The 15,707-nt window shown below is 40.2% G+C and carries 12 protein-coding genes; 2 read left to right on the forward strand and 10 right to left on the reverse strand.

Translation table 11 applies throughout. The features are described from left to right. Nucleotides 1-64 precede the first annotated feature (64 nt). Entirely contained in the window at nt 65-2,677 is a 2,613-nt protein-coding gene (locus AC5JMK_RS04740; RefSeq protein ID WP_096676657.1) for a chloride channel protein, read from the forward strand. Between the two features lie 184 nt (nt 2,678-2,861). After that, nucleotides 2,862-3,896 carry a DUF2278 family protein gene (locus AC5JMK_RS04745; RefSeq protein ID WP_096676656.1) on the forward strand — a complete coding sequence of 345 codons (1,035 nt, stop codon included), beginning with the start codon at nt 2,862-2,864 and terminating at the stop codon, nt 3,894-3,896. Nucleotides 3,897-3,939: 43 nt separating this feature from the next. Here the strand turns inward: AC5JMK_RS04745 and AC5JMK_RS04750 are convergent, their stop codons facing one another. The 10 genes from AC5JMK_RS04750 to hpsE form a co-directional block, all read right to left on the reverse strand. Next, nucleotides 3,940-5,337, reverse strand: coding sequence for a GAF domain-containing SpoIIE family protein phosphatase (locus AC5JMK_RS04750; RefSeq protein WP_096676655.1), 1,398 nt, complete (start codon nt 5,335-5,337; stop codon nt 3,940-3,942). A 1,066-nt stretch (nt 5,338-6,403) separates the two neighbouring features. Further along, the gene (gene ftsY / locus AC5JMK_RS04755) at nt 6,404-8,053 is read right to left on the reverse strand and encodes a signal recognition particle-docking protein FtsY (protein ID WP_096676654.1); all 1,650 of its coding nucleotides are present in this window, start codon (nt 8,051-8,053) and stop codon (nt 6,404-6,406) included. Between the two features lie 333 nt (nt 8,054-8,386). Next, nucleotides 8,387-9,019: a transcription antitermination factor NusB gene (gene nusB, locus AC5JMK_RS04760; protein WP_096676653.1), complete on the reverse strand. Its 633-nt coding sequence runs from the start codon at nt 9,017-9,019 to the stop codon at nt 8,387-8,389. 103 nt (nt 9,020-9,122) lie between these two features. Next, the gene (locus AC5JMK_RS04765; protein WP_096676652.1) at nt 9,123-9,896 is read right to left on the reverse strand and encodes a DUF502 domain-containing protein; all 774 of its coding nucleotides are present in this window, start codon (nt 9,894-9,896) and stop codon (nt 9,123-9,125) included. Nucleotides 9,897-10,410: 514 nt separating this feature from the next. Beyond that, the gene (locus AC5JMK_RS04770) at nt 10,411-11,277 is read right to left on the reverse strand and encodes a glycosyltransferase family 2 protein (protein WP_495909501.1); all 867 of its coding nucleotides are present in this window, start codon (nt 11,275-11,277) and stop codon (nt 10,411-10,413) included. A gap of 97 nt (nt 11,278-11,374) precedes the next feature. Then, complete coding sequence (gene hpsJ-B, locus AC5JMK_RS04775; RefSeq protein WP_096676650.1) at nt 11,375-12,214, reverse strand: hormogonium polysaccharide biosynthesis protein HpsJ; 840 nt, start codon at nt 12,212-12,214, stop codon at nt 11,375-11,377. A 78-nt stretch (nt 12,215-12,292) separates the two neighbouring features. Continuing rightward, a complete protein-coding gene (locus AC5JMK_RS04780; protein ID WP_096676649.1) occupies nt 12,293-12,952 on the reverse strand; it encodes a TIGR04282 family arsenosugar biosynthesis glycosyltransferase in 660 nt (219 codons plus the stop codon). A 32-nt stretch (nt 12,953-12,984) separates the two neighbouring features. Continuing rightward, the gene (locus AC5JMK_RS04785; protein ID WP_495909502.1) at nt 12,985-13,521 is read right to left on the reverse strand and encodes a prepilin-type N-terminal cleavage/methylation domain-containing protein; all 537 of its coding nucleotides are present in this window, start codon (nt 13,519-13,521) and stop codon (nt 12,985-12,987) included. A 193-nt stretch (nt 13,522-13,714) separates the two neighbouring features. Then, a complete protein-coding gene (locus AC5JMK_RS04790) occupies nt 13,715-14,662 on the reverse strand; it encodes a glycosyltransferase (protein WP_495909503.1) in 948 nt (315 codons plus the stop codon). A gap of 33 nt (nt 14,663-14,695) precedes the next feature. Next, nucleotides 14,696-15,700, reverse strand: coding sequence for a hormogonium polysaccharide biosynthesis glycosyltransferase HpsE (gene hpsE, locus AC5JMK_RS04795; protein ID WP_495909504.1), 1,005 nt, complete (start codon nt 15,698-15,700; stop codon nt 14,696-14,698). Between the last annotated feature and the right edge of the window lie 7 nt (nt 15,701-15,707).

Here is a 15,707-nt window from a genome sequence, read left to right on the forward strand (position 1 = left end):
TTTTTTATTTTTCTTGGCTACCCCTGTTTATTGAGCCGATACATGATTTTTATTACAACTGAAGATGGTACGCATCGGGCAAACTCTTTGGAAGCGCCTATCCCAGACACTTGTACGACCCAAGCGTCTCGCTATTTTTGAAGCTTGCCTGATCGGTTTAGTCTCTGGATTGGCAGCAGTCTTGTTAGGGCAGGGTGTAGGATGGCTGGGTGGATGGCGACAGAGTGCATCTCATTTACTCCCGGCTTACTATGTACTACCAATCATTGGTTTGCTCGGAGGATTGCTCGCGGGTACTTTGGTAGAACGTATAGCTCCCGCCGCCGCCGGTAGTGGGATGTCAGAAGTCAAAGCTGTACTAGCACAAGTGCCAATGCCTCTCAACCTCCGCATTGCATTGGTAAAACTAGTTAGTGCAGCATTAGTTTTGGCAACTGGAATACCTTTAGGACGAGAAGGACCAACGGTGCAAATCGGAGCAGCCATAGCCAATCAGTTCAGTCGTTGGTTTTCCACCTCCCCCGATCATCGCCGTCAGTTGATTGCAGCTGGAGCTGGAGCGGGATTAGCAGCAGCTTTCAATGCTCCCATTGCTGGGGTGCTGTTTGTCGTCGAAGAACTCCTGCAAGATGTCTCTGGAATTACTTTAGGAACGGCAATTCTGGCTTCATTTATCGCTGCTGTTGTTTCCAGAATTTTGGGTACTCATAGTCTGGATTTGGATTTGCATTTAGTCACACCCAACACCAGTTTTTTTGCCCCAGAAATTCCCTTTTACTTATTTCTGGGAATTATAGCCGGGTTGGGAGGTGTTTTATTTAACCGAGGTGTCCTTGCTAGTCTCAATTTTTATGATCGTTTCTTAAAAATTAGCTTATCTTGGCGCATTGGACTGGCTGGACTTGTAACTGGTTTTGCACTTGTTGCTCTTCCCCCTGTTTTTCGGGACAACGCTGGATTACGAGAACTATTATTAGCAGGGAATGCAAGTTGGCCACTGGTAGCGCTGGCATTCTGTATTCAGTTTTTGCTGATTATCTTTACCTATGGTTCTGGTGCGCCTGCTGGCTTGTTGGTTCCCACTCTCGCGCTGGGAGCAGCCTTGGGCTATTTAGTGGGAGTTTGGGAATATCACTGGCTGGGATTGAGTTTAGCCACAACTTATGCACGGGTGGGAATGGGGGCATTTTTCTGTGGAGTTGCCAGAGTCCCGATCACGGCAGTCATCATTGTGTTTGAGATGACAACTGACTTTAATTTAGTGTTGCCTCTAATGATTGTCTCAGTGACTGCTTATCTGGTGGCAGAATTGTTTGAGGCGGGATCACTGTACGATAAATTGCTGGAATTTAAAGGCATTGATCTTTCTAAAGAAGCCACATCCCAAGGGCCTTGGCTGGAACTGACGGCTGCTGATGTGATGCAACGCCGTGTCGAAACTCTGTCTAGCCGAATGAGATTGGATGAGGTGTTGCAAGCGTTTTCGCAATCTTCCCACCGTGGCTTTCCGGTGTTAGAAGATGGAAAACTGGTAGGTATTTTAACACAGAAAGATGTAGCGAATTTCTCCCAAAGGGGCTTGAACCGTGATATCTACGGAGAACGCTTTGTAGCAGAAGTGATGACCCCAGAGCCAATCATTACTTATCCCAAAGATACTCTTGCCCATGTCTTGCATTTGCTCAATCACTACAACTTGAGCAGTTTACCAGTTGTGGAAGGACGACGTTTGGTAGGGATTATTACCCGTAGTGATATTATTCGCACAGAAGCTGCCTATCTCAACACTCAGGAAGACGTGGCAGGCCCAAAAGCAGAACCATCGCAGGTAATTTACCGTATCCGTGCGCCGGAAACTGGACAGGGAAGGTTACTTGTACCTTTGTGTAATCCCAAAACAGCAGAAAACCTATTGCAAATGGCTGTGGCAATTGCCCGCGATCGCCATTATGAAATTGAATGCTTGCATGTAATTGTTTTACCGCGTCACCAAGCTCTTACCGAAACTCATGTGAGTATGAGAGTAGGTCAACGCTTGCTGCGTCAAGCAATGCGATTAGGACAAGCCTGGGATGTACCCGTGCATACTCAAATTCGAGTTGCTCATGACTTATCGGAAGCAATTTTGCAAACTATCAAAGACCGTCATATTAATTTGGTGTTGATGGGTTGGAAAGGTAGCACAACCACACCAGGACGAGTTTTTAGTCGAGTTGTCGATACAATCATTCGGCAAGCTGCCTGTGAGGTAGTATTGGTCAAGCTCCAAGACCAAAGCAACTTTGATCGCTGGCTTGTACCAGTGGCAGGTGGCCCCAATTCTCAGCAGGCGATCGCACTACTGCCAGCTTTAACTTCACTAAGTAAAACACCAACTGTCAATTTATGCCAAGTATTTGAGCCAGATGAAACTAAACCAGACACCACATCTGTTAACAAAGCTGCTCATTTCCTTGAACAAAGACTTGATGGTATGGTAAAAATAGCTCCAATTCATGCTACTTCGATTGCAGATGCCATATTAAAATCTGCCAAACGCCACAATACTGATGTGATTATTTTGGGAGCTTCTCGTGAGGGATTGTTGCAGCAAGTAGTACACGGCAATATTCCTGCTACTATCTCGCGTAATAGCCAACAGACGGTAATTTTAGTGCGAGCAGCTTCTACTGTCTGAAAATTTGGCCAAACTCCGCACTCAGGTATAATCTGTAAATAAATATACTTAAGAAACAATTAAAAACTGATTTCAGATAGTACTTATGCTACCCACCCTTAAACTAATTTTTACTTTGATGGGCGAGCATTAGATTTAAGTGGCTCAAAAAATCATAGTCACTTTCATCACAAGGACATTATTTATGGGTTTGAAAGATTACGGTGTATTAAAATGTCATGCGATCGCTGGCAAAATGGAACTAGACGATGATTCTCCACACTATCAAGTACATGTCAACGATGGTAAGTTTGATTATCGTTTAGCAATTAATGTTAGATCAGTTCAGCAACCCTATGATTTGTTGTACTTAATTGACAGTAATTTTGAACACTACATCACCCAAAAGCTGAAAACATTAGACTTGGGGTTTAACAAAATTGAAGTTTCTCAAAGACAAGCTGGAGGAATTGCTCTAGATTATATCCGGGGCAATTTGCTTAAAGTCAATCAGATGAAAGCTTTACCTTATAGTGTTCCTGGAGAAAATAACGACCTCAATGAGTTTATTGACTCATACATTCAAAGGGCAATTGAAACAAAAGCTGAAATCTACGTCTTTGGCGAACCCTGGGGACCAGAAGATAAGGCTGATAAAATATTTGGTTTCAAACCAGGTAGAGGTGTTCATGACATACATATGAACCAAGGCAGCAGTGGTAAATTTCAAAAAGATAATGGAATTTATCAGGATGGAGGGTTATTGATTCACTATAAATCTGAGATTCAAGATTATTGGGTTGCAGCTTTTTTTGCATTCCAGTCTCAGTCCTTTCACACAGATGACAACACTGGTGATCCCATCGATAAAAATGTGGGAACTGAACCACAAATACCGAATACTCCAGTGGTGAAGCCACAGGTAAGAATCATTGCTGCTCTACTTAATCCTAGTGGAGAAGATGTTGGCAAAGAGTCAATCACTTTAATTAATCCTTCACCGGACAAAGTAGATTTAACAGGCTGGGCGATCGCCAACCAACTCAAACAAAAAGCTAGTTTAGACGGATTTACAATCGAACCTGGTGCAATTATCAGAGTATCTTTAAGTGGAAAAGATGTGCAGTTGTCCAACAAAGGTGGAACTCTATCTCTCCTCAATCAAGAAGGTATCAAAGTTGACGGTGTTTCCTACACTAAAAAAGATACTCAAGAAGAAGGGTGGACAACAGTATTTTAATGTTAAGGGTTGGTAGTTGGTAGTTGTTCCAAACAACAAACAACTAATTACTAAGTTGCAAAACCACCAACGTCATATCATCGGTGTTCTGTTTTTCAGCACCGATGAATTGTTGTACTCGCTCAAATAAGTAATCTAGTATTTCCTCTGGACCGTTGCAATACCTACAAGCAAGGCTGAATTCATTGACGAGATTTTCTTCATCAAAGCGATCGCCACTGGCTGCTGCCGCATCAGTCAATCCATCTGTATAGTAAATAATTGTATCTCCTGGCTCTAAGCGTGCTTGACCATCTTCGTATTGGCTGTTAGCATCTAAACCAATCAACATTCCCAGAGTATCTAAACGCGTCACTGCTTTGGTACTAGCGTGCCACCACATAGGAGGATTATGTGCGGCGTTGCTATAGGATAACATCTGGGTTTTCGGGTCATATTCTGAATAAAACAAGGTGACGAAGCGGTTAGAATTTTCTAAATCCGCATACATGACTCGATTTAAGTTTTGCAAAATCTGTGCTGGGGTGTTACTGTGCAGCACCTCACCCCGTAGCATTCCCCGCATCATAGTCATAATTAGACCTGCGGGGACTCCTTTTCCCATCACATCACCGATCACTAAAGCCCAACGAATAGATTCCACAGTTTCTTTGGCATTGGGTGGTAAAATTAAGTTGTGATTCGTAGGAACAAAGTCGTAGTAATCCCCACCGACACGATTGGCTGGTTTACAACGCGCCGCTAGAGTCACTCCTGGAATACTGGGACATTGACGTGGTAAGAGTCGCCGTTGAATTTCAGCACCAATTTCTAATTCTTGATCTAGGCGTTCTTTTTTTCTTAGTTCTACAGCCAGTTCATCGTTTTCAATAGCGACGGCGGTTTGATCTGCCACTAGCCTAACTAATTTTTGTCTTGTTTCTGTCCATCCATACTCAGGATCGCGACTCAAAACATATAGCCATCCCCTTTCTACATGCTTGACTAGAATTGCCGTGCCAAAAATTTGGACATCAGGTCCCAGATGATAATGCATCTGGGCATCTAAAATACTGGTTGTAGTTGCTAATCCAGATGCATGTTGTTGATGCGTAATTTGACTACTTACCGTCTCTAATGCCTTACGAATATTTTTTCTTTGATGGCTGTCCTGCCAGTGTAGCTGTTCTAGCCTTACTTGACCATTTGGTTTATAGAGAAACAGGGCGCTACCGTCTGCATCTGTTACTCTTGTCGCCATTAGCGGGATTAACTCCAAAAACTGGTTTAAGTTGTTGAAGCTTCTTAGAGCAAATCCTAGAGAACTGAGTAAGTCCTGGATTTTGTTCTGCTCTCGGTGCAGCCTTGCCACGAGTTCTTTGAGCGCCACAACTGGAGTAACATCTGTTGCGGCACTAGTATTACTGTCGGTAGGTTCAGAGGGCAGTTTAGGCACAGGCACAGGTATTATTTAACTTCAGTAAGCAATTTGAGATTACTAAATAAATGAGCTAGCCTCAGAATCACTAAACCATATTTAGATAAGATTCGTCAGTTTAGCAAGAGTAGAAAGACGTAAGTGAGAGTTTTATAAGTATTTCATTTTTTATTGGATTTTTTCATCAAGGTAAGTGTTTCAAGGGATATTTTTTAGTTTAAAACCGATCCTTTATTAGCAGCAATTTTTACTAAGTATTTAGAAGGTAATAAATTATTCCATAACTTTATGAATAATTCATATACCCTAAGATAGAAAAACTAATTGGGACATACACATAAATTTTTAGATGTCATAATTAGCACTGAGTGGTAGAATTCATGTTGAACTTATACAAGTTAATATGTTCTCCAAGTTTTGCCACACACGATATACAAGTGATTAAGGAAGACTCACGAAAAATCATAACTCAATATTTTTCTTTACCACATTAAAAATGATGTTTATATACAGCTATTGCATTGCTATTTTTTGAAGATACCTCCAGAGAATATTTGATGAAAGTCAAAGAGCAGTCGTTAGGAAAGCAATAAAACAGCTTTTTACATCAACTTAGATTCAGTTAACTATTGTGCAATAAAATTTAACAACCGTACAAAGGGTTGTTCAAGGTCAAGTATTAAGTTGCAATTCTAGCAGAGGTTTTACACCCGTTATCAAAAACTTGTCGTTTTGAGTTAGGATTTTTTAGATTTATATCGACTAACTGAAGTGTATTGAAATGAACTACCCAGACCTACTACGCTCGTGGTCTGGGTTTCTGAAACCAGACCAGTAGATTTGGATTTTTGACGCTTCTTTGCCCCTAGTTGCCGCATACTTCCCGCAGTTTTACGAGTGTTTACGGTCTCTAATCAAACCCCCTTGCTGCAAAGGTTGCCCAGTTTTGCATACTGAAGAGTGAAACCCTTTATATTTTTATTTGACCTGACTACTAGTACAGCGATCGCGGAAATAAACATGCCATTTAAAATGACGCAAAAGCCCGGAATACAATTCTTTTGAATGCGTGACTTCCAAGGAAGCGTTACTAGCCACTCAAAAGTGCTTCTACAAACTCATAGCTAGAAAAAGGACGTAAATCTTCAATACCTTCACCAGCACCGATAAAGCGAATTGGTAAACCCAGTTGTTGCACAACAGCCAAAGCCACACCTCCTTTAGCGGTGCTATCCAGTTTTGTCAAGACTACACCAGTGAGTTCTGCTGCTTCTGAGAATACTTCAGCTTGACGTAATCCGTTCTGACCTAAAGTTGCATCTAATACGAGTAAAGATTCTATTTTGGCATTAGGTGCTTTTTTCTTGATAATCCGACGGATTTTGCTGAGTTCCTCCATTAAGTTCTTTTTATTTTGCAGTCTACCTGCGGTGTCTACCAAAAGTAATTCAGTTTGTCGTGCTGTTGCTGCATCGATCGCATCAAACACAACAGCAGCCGGATCGGTATTCTTGCCAGGATTGGCAATTACTTCTACACCACTGCGATCGCCCCAAACTTTCACTTGTTGCACAGCAGCAGCACGAAAAGTATCAGCAGCCCCAATCAAGCATTGATAGCCAGATTTTTGAGCCAAGTGAGCAATTTTACCGATAGTTGTAGTTTTACCAGCTCCATTGACCCCTGTAATCAACCAAATATTAAAAGAATCTTTTTCTGGGGCGAACAACGACTTTTGAGATTTTTGAATTGGTCGATCTAGCATATCTCGGAGGATTTGTTTAAGGTAGGCGATCGCCTCTTCTGGTGGTAAAGCTTCTTCGCGCAGTTTGTCCTGCAAGGCAGTGATGATGTAATCTGTGGCTTCTACACCCACATCTGCCTGCAACAATAATGCCTCAATTTCTGCAACCCCGGCTTGGTTAAGTGGCCCTTGACCAACAATGGATTTGAGTTGGTTAACAATATTACGACGGGTTTTATCTAAACCCTGCCTTAACCTTTTTAGCCAGGTAATTTCTTCAATCGAAACGTCTTCCGCGCGTCTCCCCTGTGCGGCGAGTACTTCTGTTGACCATAAAAAGCCTTCATCAAACTCTATTTCGGGTATCGCTTCGGCTATGTCTGAAGTCCCACTAGCAGATGCGGCTGCTTGTATTTTTTCCGGTTCTGTGACTTCGATTGCAGTTGCGATTAAACGTTCCTGCTTCGCTTGTCTTTCTGCTGCTGCCTTTGCTAGTAAGGATAGATTAGCAGGTTCTTGTAGTGGTTTTACTGCTTCAGTTGATGTATTTTTTGAGTTTTCTTCTAACGTGGTAACTGGCGTTGGGGGAGTAGCTTCTTCAGGTGCTGGGGTTGTTAGTTCGCTAACTTCAGCTACAGTTTCGACATTTTCTTCAGGTGCTGGGGTTGTTAGTTCGCTAACTTCAGCTACAGTTTCGACACTTTCTTCAGGTGCTGGGGTTTCTGATGTTGGTGTTTCTGGTGTAGTTTCAGTTGTTTCCTCTGTAGAGGAAGTTTCTACTGACTGAGATTGTTGCTTTTGCTGGATATTTTGATAAGCAGCCTTAGCAAATGCAAGTAAATCTGTCGCTACAGGCTGTTCTGCTTCTGTTGTAGGTGCTGTGGCTGATTCTGTAGGAGATGGTGTTGAGACAGCAGGAGGAGTTTCTACCTCTTTTTCTGGGGATGAAGTATCAGAAGAATCGTTATGTTGACGACGGAACCAATTAAAAGCCATGTTTATTTAGTAGTTCGTGGTTGGTGGTTGATTGGTTGTTAATGGTTAGTGGTTATTGGTTAGTTTTCTCCCTTGTCTTCCTTCCCTTGTCCTCCTTATCCCCCATGTCTTGGGGAGCATCTCAATTTTTTTAAAAAACAAGAGCGAATATAATTCGCGGTTACACAATCTAAGTCCGCCTACGCGGACTAATTGTAACCTGCCTAGGCAGGCTTTGTTTGTGTAGCCCCAGACTTCCAATTTGCCGGGATTTTAAACATTTGAGATGCTCCCAAACTATGTCTTTCTTGTTTCCCGTGTCTTCATCTTCCCACCTCCCGATCCCCACTATTTCTAGACAGGCTGTTTTTGCTGTTGCGTGACTCGACGGAGAACTCCGTTAATAAACCGATGACCTTCATCTCCACTGTAGCGTTTCGCTAGTTCTACAGCTTCATCGATCGCGACACTATTAGGAACTCCCAGATACATGATTTCTGCTACAGCAATTCGCAAAATATCACGGTCAATTTGGGCTAGACGAGTCACTTGCCAATCTACTAAGGCTAGGCTGATTTGCTGGTCTATATTTTGACGTTCTTCATCGATTGTTCTGACTATTTCAATTGCGTATCTACCAACTTCTTTGTCTTGGTTTGCTAACTGAATTAATTCTGGAAACTCAACAGATGCACTCAACTGGTTAATAGCTGTTTGAGTAGAGGTGATCGCCTCTTTCAGCATTGTTCTGGCAATATTGAGGTCACTCGTGCGAGTTTCACTACTGAGGATGCGATCGTTACTGCGTTGGAGTTCGCCAATAGCATTATCTAGAGTATCTTGCACTTCTGAACGCAAGGTACGTACTGCTGCTAACACCAATTTGGGTAGTTGGTCTTCAGTTAATTTTTTGGGATTGGCTGGAAGCTGAGAAAGGCTCAGAAGTGCCAATTCGCGAGCAATTTGACGGGGTTTTCTGGTTTGCATATTTAAGTTAAATAAAAATGTATGAGGAGTATTCTGTAAGGTAAAGATCAACGGAGTTAACAGTATATCAGTAGCGGTTACTCATTAATTTACATTCACAAGTTTAAGTGTCTTCGAGAGGAAAAACCTGCCGTTTTGCTTCTAGAGGTGATGCTTCTAATTTACGGTCTTTGGTAATAATCACAGGAGGTAGGGGAGTGTTAGGGGCGACAATACCACCAGAAACAATGATTTTAAAGGCGTCTTCTATCGACATTGACAGGTTGACTACCTCATCTTCAGGAACCACAACATACCATCCAGTTGTAGGATTAGGTGTTGTGGGAATAAAAATACTGAGCATAGGACGAGACATACTAGCTTGGATATCGCTGCTGACCATGCCAGTAACGAAAGCGATCGCCCAAATTCCCTGACGTGGATACTCTACCAATATTACACGGCGAAATTTGCCATTTGTATCTTTGAGTATTGTCTCCAAAAGTTGCTTGAGGGTTTTATATACTTGTCCAGCTAAGGGGATCGCTTGTAAAACTCGCTCACCAAAATCTAGTAACCACCGCCCCACGATGTTTCTAGCCATCAAGCCAATCAGGAGAATACTTAGTAGTGGCACCATTAATCCCACTAATAAATTTAGTACACTCACTAAGATGGGGTGCATTCCATCAAAGGGATTTAATTGGTTGGGAATACGGGTGAGAAAGTTAATTACCCAACTAGCAATAGTAATCGTCAGCCAAATGGTAGTTGCTAGAGGAATCACTACCAACAAACCAGCAATCAGGTCATTTTTTAAGCCCTGCTTCCAGCGATCGATTACCAAACCGTGATTCTCCTTTTTTAAGCTTGTGGAATTTCTGTTATCAATATTCATAACAGCAGTTTGATCAAATAGCTAAGATAGACCTCAGCCAAAAAGGATGAAGGATAAAGAGTGTAGATGCTCTTTAAATTAACTTACCCTGGTTGATTGGTTTGCAGTTCCTCATAGCCACGCACAGTATGTAGATATCTACCAACTGTGATGTCTATCAGTTGGATAGTCTCAACAGAGCATTACTTTATTTTTTAAAACTTGTAAACGATTGTTGCAAGTTTTAAGGTTATCTCTAATACTACCGCGCTCAATCCCAAGCTGCTCACTATTCTATAAAGTAGTCTACAAAGTATTTAATAAAGAGTTTTAATAATTGATTTTTTGAGCCAGTTCATCTCATAGTCGCACTGCTAATTGTTCTCAAAAATTTATCTATAAAATATTAATTAGTATAACTTATAATAACTTAACACAATGAGTAAGGGCGAAGCATTTGTACGAAGATATTTAGTTTTAGATAAAGATACTTATACAAATGCTTCGCCTCTATCCACCAAACACCAACTACCAACTAAATGGGTGTTATGATTTTGTTCTCAGGAGATTGAGTGTCTGGACTCGGTTTAGGCATGTGCTTTATTTCCCAAATTTTGAGTAAAATTAAATACTCATAAAAAGTTTGCAAGAAACACCATGCCAACCCAGCGAGTCCATCCAAGCAACCACCTAAGAGAAAATACATATATATAAAACGTAGCAAAGGTCTTGCGGGTAGACGTAAAGATAAATCTTTGAGGGCGCGACGGCGTTCAACTTCTGAATGACCAAAAAATAAATCCCACCACCGAATTTCTCCATTTTCTATTTGATACAGCGTTTCTTTGGCTTCATCAGTGGAATAACGGTTGTGCTTTTCAATCCAACGACTCAAGCCTTTGCTGCAAGTATAATGAGGATAGGTTTCCTTTAAAAAGCTTGTGGCTCCGTCACAAACTTCTCTTTCCGTATGTCCGTAATCTGTAAACCAAACTTTACCGTGACGAAAAAGCCGTAGTTGGTAACGAGGATACTGGGTACTGCGACGAATCCAGGTATTCATGAATATGACGCGTTCGGCAGCATAGTAGCCAATATTACTTGAATTTTTAAGTGCTTGATTACATTCAGCAAATAGTTCTGGTGTCATGCGCTCGTCAGCTTCTAGAATATACACCCATTCGTGTTTTGGAGATATATTTTCTAGCATCCAAGTACGTTGACGACCGTGGCTTTCAAAAGCATGTTGCACAATACTAACAGGATAACGACTGGCGATTTCCACAGTGCGATCGCTACTGCATGAGTCCACAACAATAATGTCATCTGATAGCATTGCTGACTCAATGCAAGCCGCAATATCTAGTTCTTCGTTATGAGTCAATATATAGATTGAGAACATTTGTCATTGGTCATTGGTTACTATTTATTCTCCTCGTACTCCCACCTCTCCACACCCTGTTCCTCAATTTTGAATTGTTTACTCTCCAGCATCTAAACTAGCGTGCAGTTGCTTTACGTACACCATTACCTTGTGCTGAACCCATACCTCTTAAACCTGTCCAGCCGATAATAATGTATCCGATAGACAGCAATAAGCTGCTCATACCAATTCGCATTCCAGACTTCCAAGCTCTTTCCTTGGCTTGTTTTTCAGCATCTTCCTTACTCTGACGAATTTGGTTGAGTCGTTGAGTAGCAACTTGCTGCGGATCACTTTGTTGGGCGATAAATTTATCAAGCTCTTGAGGATTTTGTTTGGCTTTTTTGAGTACCTCTTTTATAGTTGGAGGAACGTTAGGACTCTCAAGCGCTTGTTTGTACTTCTGCTCATCTTTGAGTATTTCGGTTAATTGAGCTTTAACTTGAGTTTTTTGCTTGTCTAACTCAGTTTTGACTTGTTCGTTATTTAACTGAGCTTGTACCTGCGATAGTTGATTTTGCAGTTGATTCTCTGCTTGATCTGCTTGTTTATTAATTTGATCTACCTGTTGCACGCTAGCTTGGCGTACATTATTGAGGTGCAAAGGAAAAATCAGCAAGAACATCAAGCCCAAGAGACTGGCTAGCACCAATGCTGGAAATCTCAAGTCTATACCAGACGGGCGACCATCTTCAGTAGTGTCAGCCCAATATCCAGCAAACAGCATTGCGAATCCGATTAAAGGTACAATTCCTCGATCAACCAATGCTGTTGCTAAATCAATTTGCCAAAGACGATTTGTAGGTTGGAAAGGAAACAACAGAATTACAAAATCAAGCACAAAAGATAAAATTAATATTATCCCAACCACCTTAAGTGTACGAGCAGCAGTGACAGCAGCAAAATTGTTATTCATAATTCATCTTGAATCAATAAAGAATGAGTGACTATTTTATGTCAAGTTACCTAAATATTGTTCCCTATACCTGAGCAACTATTGAAAACCTGGAGTATTTTTGAGATTGAAAACTATTTTTTCCCAAATAGGCAGATCCTCTGGACGGTCAACATCAGCTAAAGTAGCTAAGTAAGCTATTGATAAATTAAGTTGATGGCAAATAGCCACAGTTTGTTGCAAGACATGGGAAGTTCCCCAGTTGATATCAAAAAATAATTCTGGAAAAAGACGCTGTAAACCGATTAAATAATAACCACCATCCACTGCTGGGCCAAGTACTATGTCGCAATGCTGGAGATTTGTAAAAGCTTGGGCAAGAGTCTGGATATTGACATCAGGGCAATCAGTGCCGATAATTATCGCTTGGTGCGCGCCTGCACTAAAAGCATATTCGAGCGATCGCTCCATTCGTTTTCCTAAATCTCCTTCACCTTGAGATTGATAAATCAAATCAATCCCCAGCCAGCTTTGCATTAATTCCAAATTTCCACCAGTAAAGCGTACTTCTATAGAAATGGCGATCGCTTTTTGCAATTCTCGAACTTTCCATAGGGTATATTCAGTCATTTGGCGCTGAAGATGTGCAGCACCTTGAATCCCCAAAGCGGGTATCAACCGAGTTTTTGTCAAACCTGGTTCTGGGTAGCGAGTGAAAATAATTAAGTGCTGCTTGGCAATTTTAGGTGATTTCAACACGCCATATATTTTTGAATTCAATCAAGAATATCTTAATAGCAATATTTACCGTTTCCATCTGCTTGCGGATGTTCTTTGGCTATTCGTATAACTCCTAAAATTGTCGAAACAATCACACAACGCTTTGCTTTACCGCCATATTTACTAGATAATGTGATTCGTCCTAGTGGTGGCTTATTAACATTTCCCTCATAGTCGAACTGAATTCGCCGAACACCATTTGCTTGTTGTAAAGTTGTTTCCCCATCTAAACGCACATTTGCATTTAGCTTATTCCATATGGCGTTATTTACATTGATATCAGCACGATGAGTTGCCCACTGAACAATACCATTTTGTTCATTCAAGCTGAATTGCCAAGTCAATTTTTCTCTTTTCGCTTCCCTTTGAGCTTCGCGCATAGCTTGGTAAACTTCACTTCGAGCAGCATTGAGACGTTGAACATCAACAAAAGCTAGCCAATTAGGTACTGCGATCGCAGCCAATATACCAATGATTAAAATTATTACTGTATTTTCCAGTAGCGTAAAGCCACTACTAGAATGATTTTTAAGAGATTTATTATGCATTAATTTAGACATAGAAAAACGCACCGACAATATCTATTTTTAATTTTATTTTCTAGGAGTTTTTCAAATGTCCGGGTTATTTATGTATATATTTAGGACTTACGCAAAAAACCTCTCAAACTCTCATTCCTCTGTGTACTCTGTGTCTAGTGCGGTTTGTTTTCTGTTACCCGTGCGTAAGTCCTGATATTTTCTAATTATTAGTCTTCATATGTGCTAATAATGTTGTGGATAAATCGCAAGGTAATATCACAATTAAGGCTATTTTAAATGAAAGTTTTACTATTAAATTAGTACTCTTCAATCTCGAAGCATCGTAAAATATATATTTCGATAAGAATCTAGCTGCTGCTAACCCTTTTTGTCTAGTAAAAGGTTGTTGTAGAGCTTTACATGTAAGATATTTATAGAGATTTGTCAGACTCTTCTTTTTAAGACGATTTAGGTCTTGTATATTTTTACTACAAGCCTTCTCAAGCACTTGTAAACTTGCTTTTTCTTGTCTTGCAAGATTTGTGGATAAAGAATTTGCACTCATTCTGTATAATATTTGTACACGTGGCACAGCGAAAAAATCAAAGTTTTGGGCTAATCTAAGCCACATGTCCCAATCTTGTGCAGCAGTTAACTCTTCGTCAAATCCCCCTAATTGAACTAATGCTTCTCTACGAATTAATGGATTAGAGCCATTCTCTAAAAAATTACTGATTATTAGCTGTTCATAAACATTTCCGTTAGCGGTAATATGTGTACCTGAAAGTAGGAATTTTCCTTGTTCATCTATATAATCAGTCCAACTATAAGCCACTGCTGCTTGGGGATTTGCTTTTAAAGCATGAAGCTGACTTTCAAGTTTATCAGGTGTCCAAATATCATCTGCATCTAAAAAACTCACAAATTCCCCAGTTGATCGCTCAAGTCCACGATTACGACTAACGTTACCACCAACATTTTCAAATAAAAATACTTTAATTCTTGAGTCTTTAAATTGTGAGATTACTTTTAATGTTGAGTCCATGTAACCATCGTTAATAATAATTAATTCCAGATCAATAAAAGATTGCTCTAAAACAGATTCTATTGTTTTTTTTATTGTTTTTTCACTATTATAAGTAGGGATAACGACAGAAATAAGTGGCATTTTGGTTTGATTTATACTTAAATATACACTCAACTATTCAACAATTGATTTTTGTAAACCTAACATTAAAGAATAAAAAGGGCTAATCATACTACTAAAATAAAATTCCATCTCAGCAAGTGCAACTACATCGTTATTAAATTTAGTTCTGAACTTAATAATATGTTTGATCAAACGACGTAAGTTACTCAGAAAAATTTTCATCAAAATAATAGGTTTCTGCCAAGTTTTGGTATTAATGAGACGTAACTGACAAATAGAGAAACCACAACCACGAGCTAGAGTAATTAGAGAATCTTTTTCTAATCGCCAAGATGGAATTTGATGCTCAGTGTGCATCGCTGGATTATACCAAATTTGCCAACCGGCTTTATGGAAATATAACAGCAATTCAAAATCATCTCCTGCTACTTTTAATTTACCTAATCTTCCTTTAAATATTAATTTATTAGGAATACTTTCATCCCATGCTTGTTTACGAAATACAAGTGCTGCACCAGGAGGAAGACTTAAGTTAGCTGGATCATATAAATGTGCTTCACTTCCGCGTTCTCTAATTGCTAATAAACCTTGAATTCGTTCGATATTTTCTGGTGGTTTTAATTCAAATTTGCCATGAATTTGACCACCAAATGCTCCAGCTTGAGGGTGTTCTTTTGCAAAGATAACAGCTTCTTTCACCCAATTAAGAGCAGGTAAATTATCATCATCTAAAAATGCGATTAATTGGCCTTTAGCTTCTCGCACTGCTCGTAGTCGTGCAAATGTAATTCCTTGCTGTAGTTCGAGAAAATAGTTGAGAGAACAGTTAGCATCCCAATCAGCTTGATAATTATGAATAACAAATGCTGTATCGTCGTTACTGTTATTATCAATGATCAGAATTTCCCATAGAAGATTTTCTAATTCTACTTGCGATCGCAATCTTTCTAAAATAGCTGGTAGGTATTTTGCTCGGTTATATGTAGGGATTGCTAAGGTAAATTCAACGTATCCGTTCAGGGGACAAAAAGTGTTACGGAGGAAATGAGGGTACACATAGATG

The organism is Pelatocladus sp. (assembly GCF_059505505.1).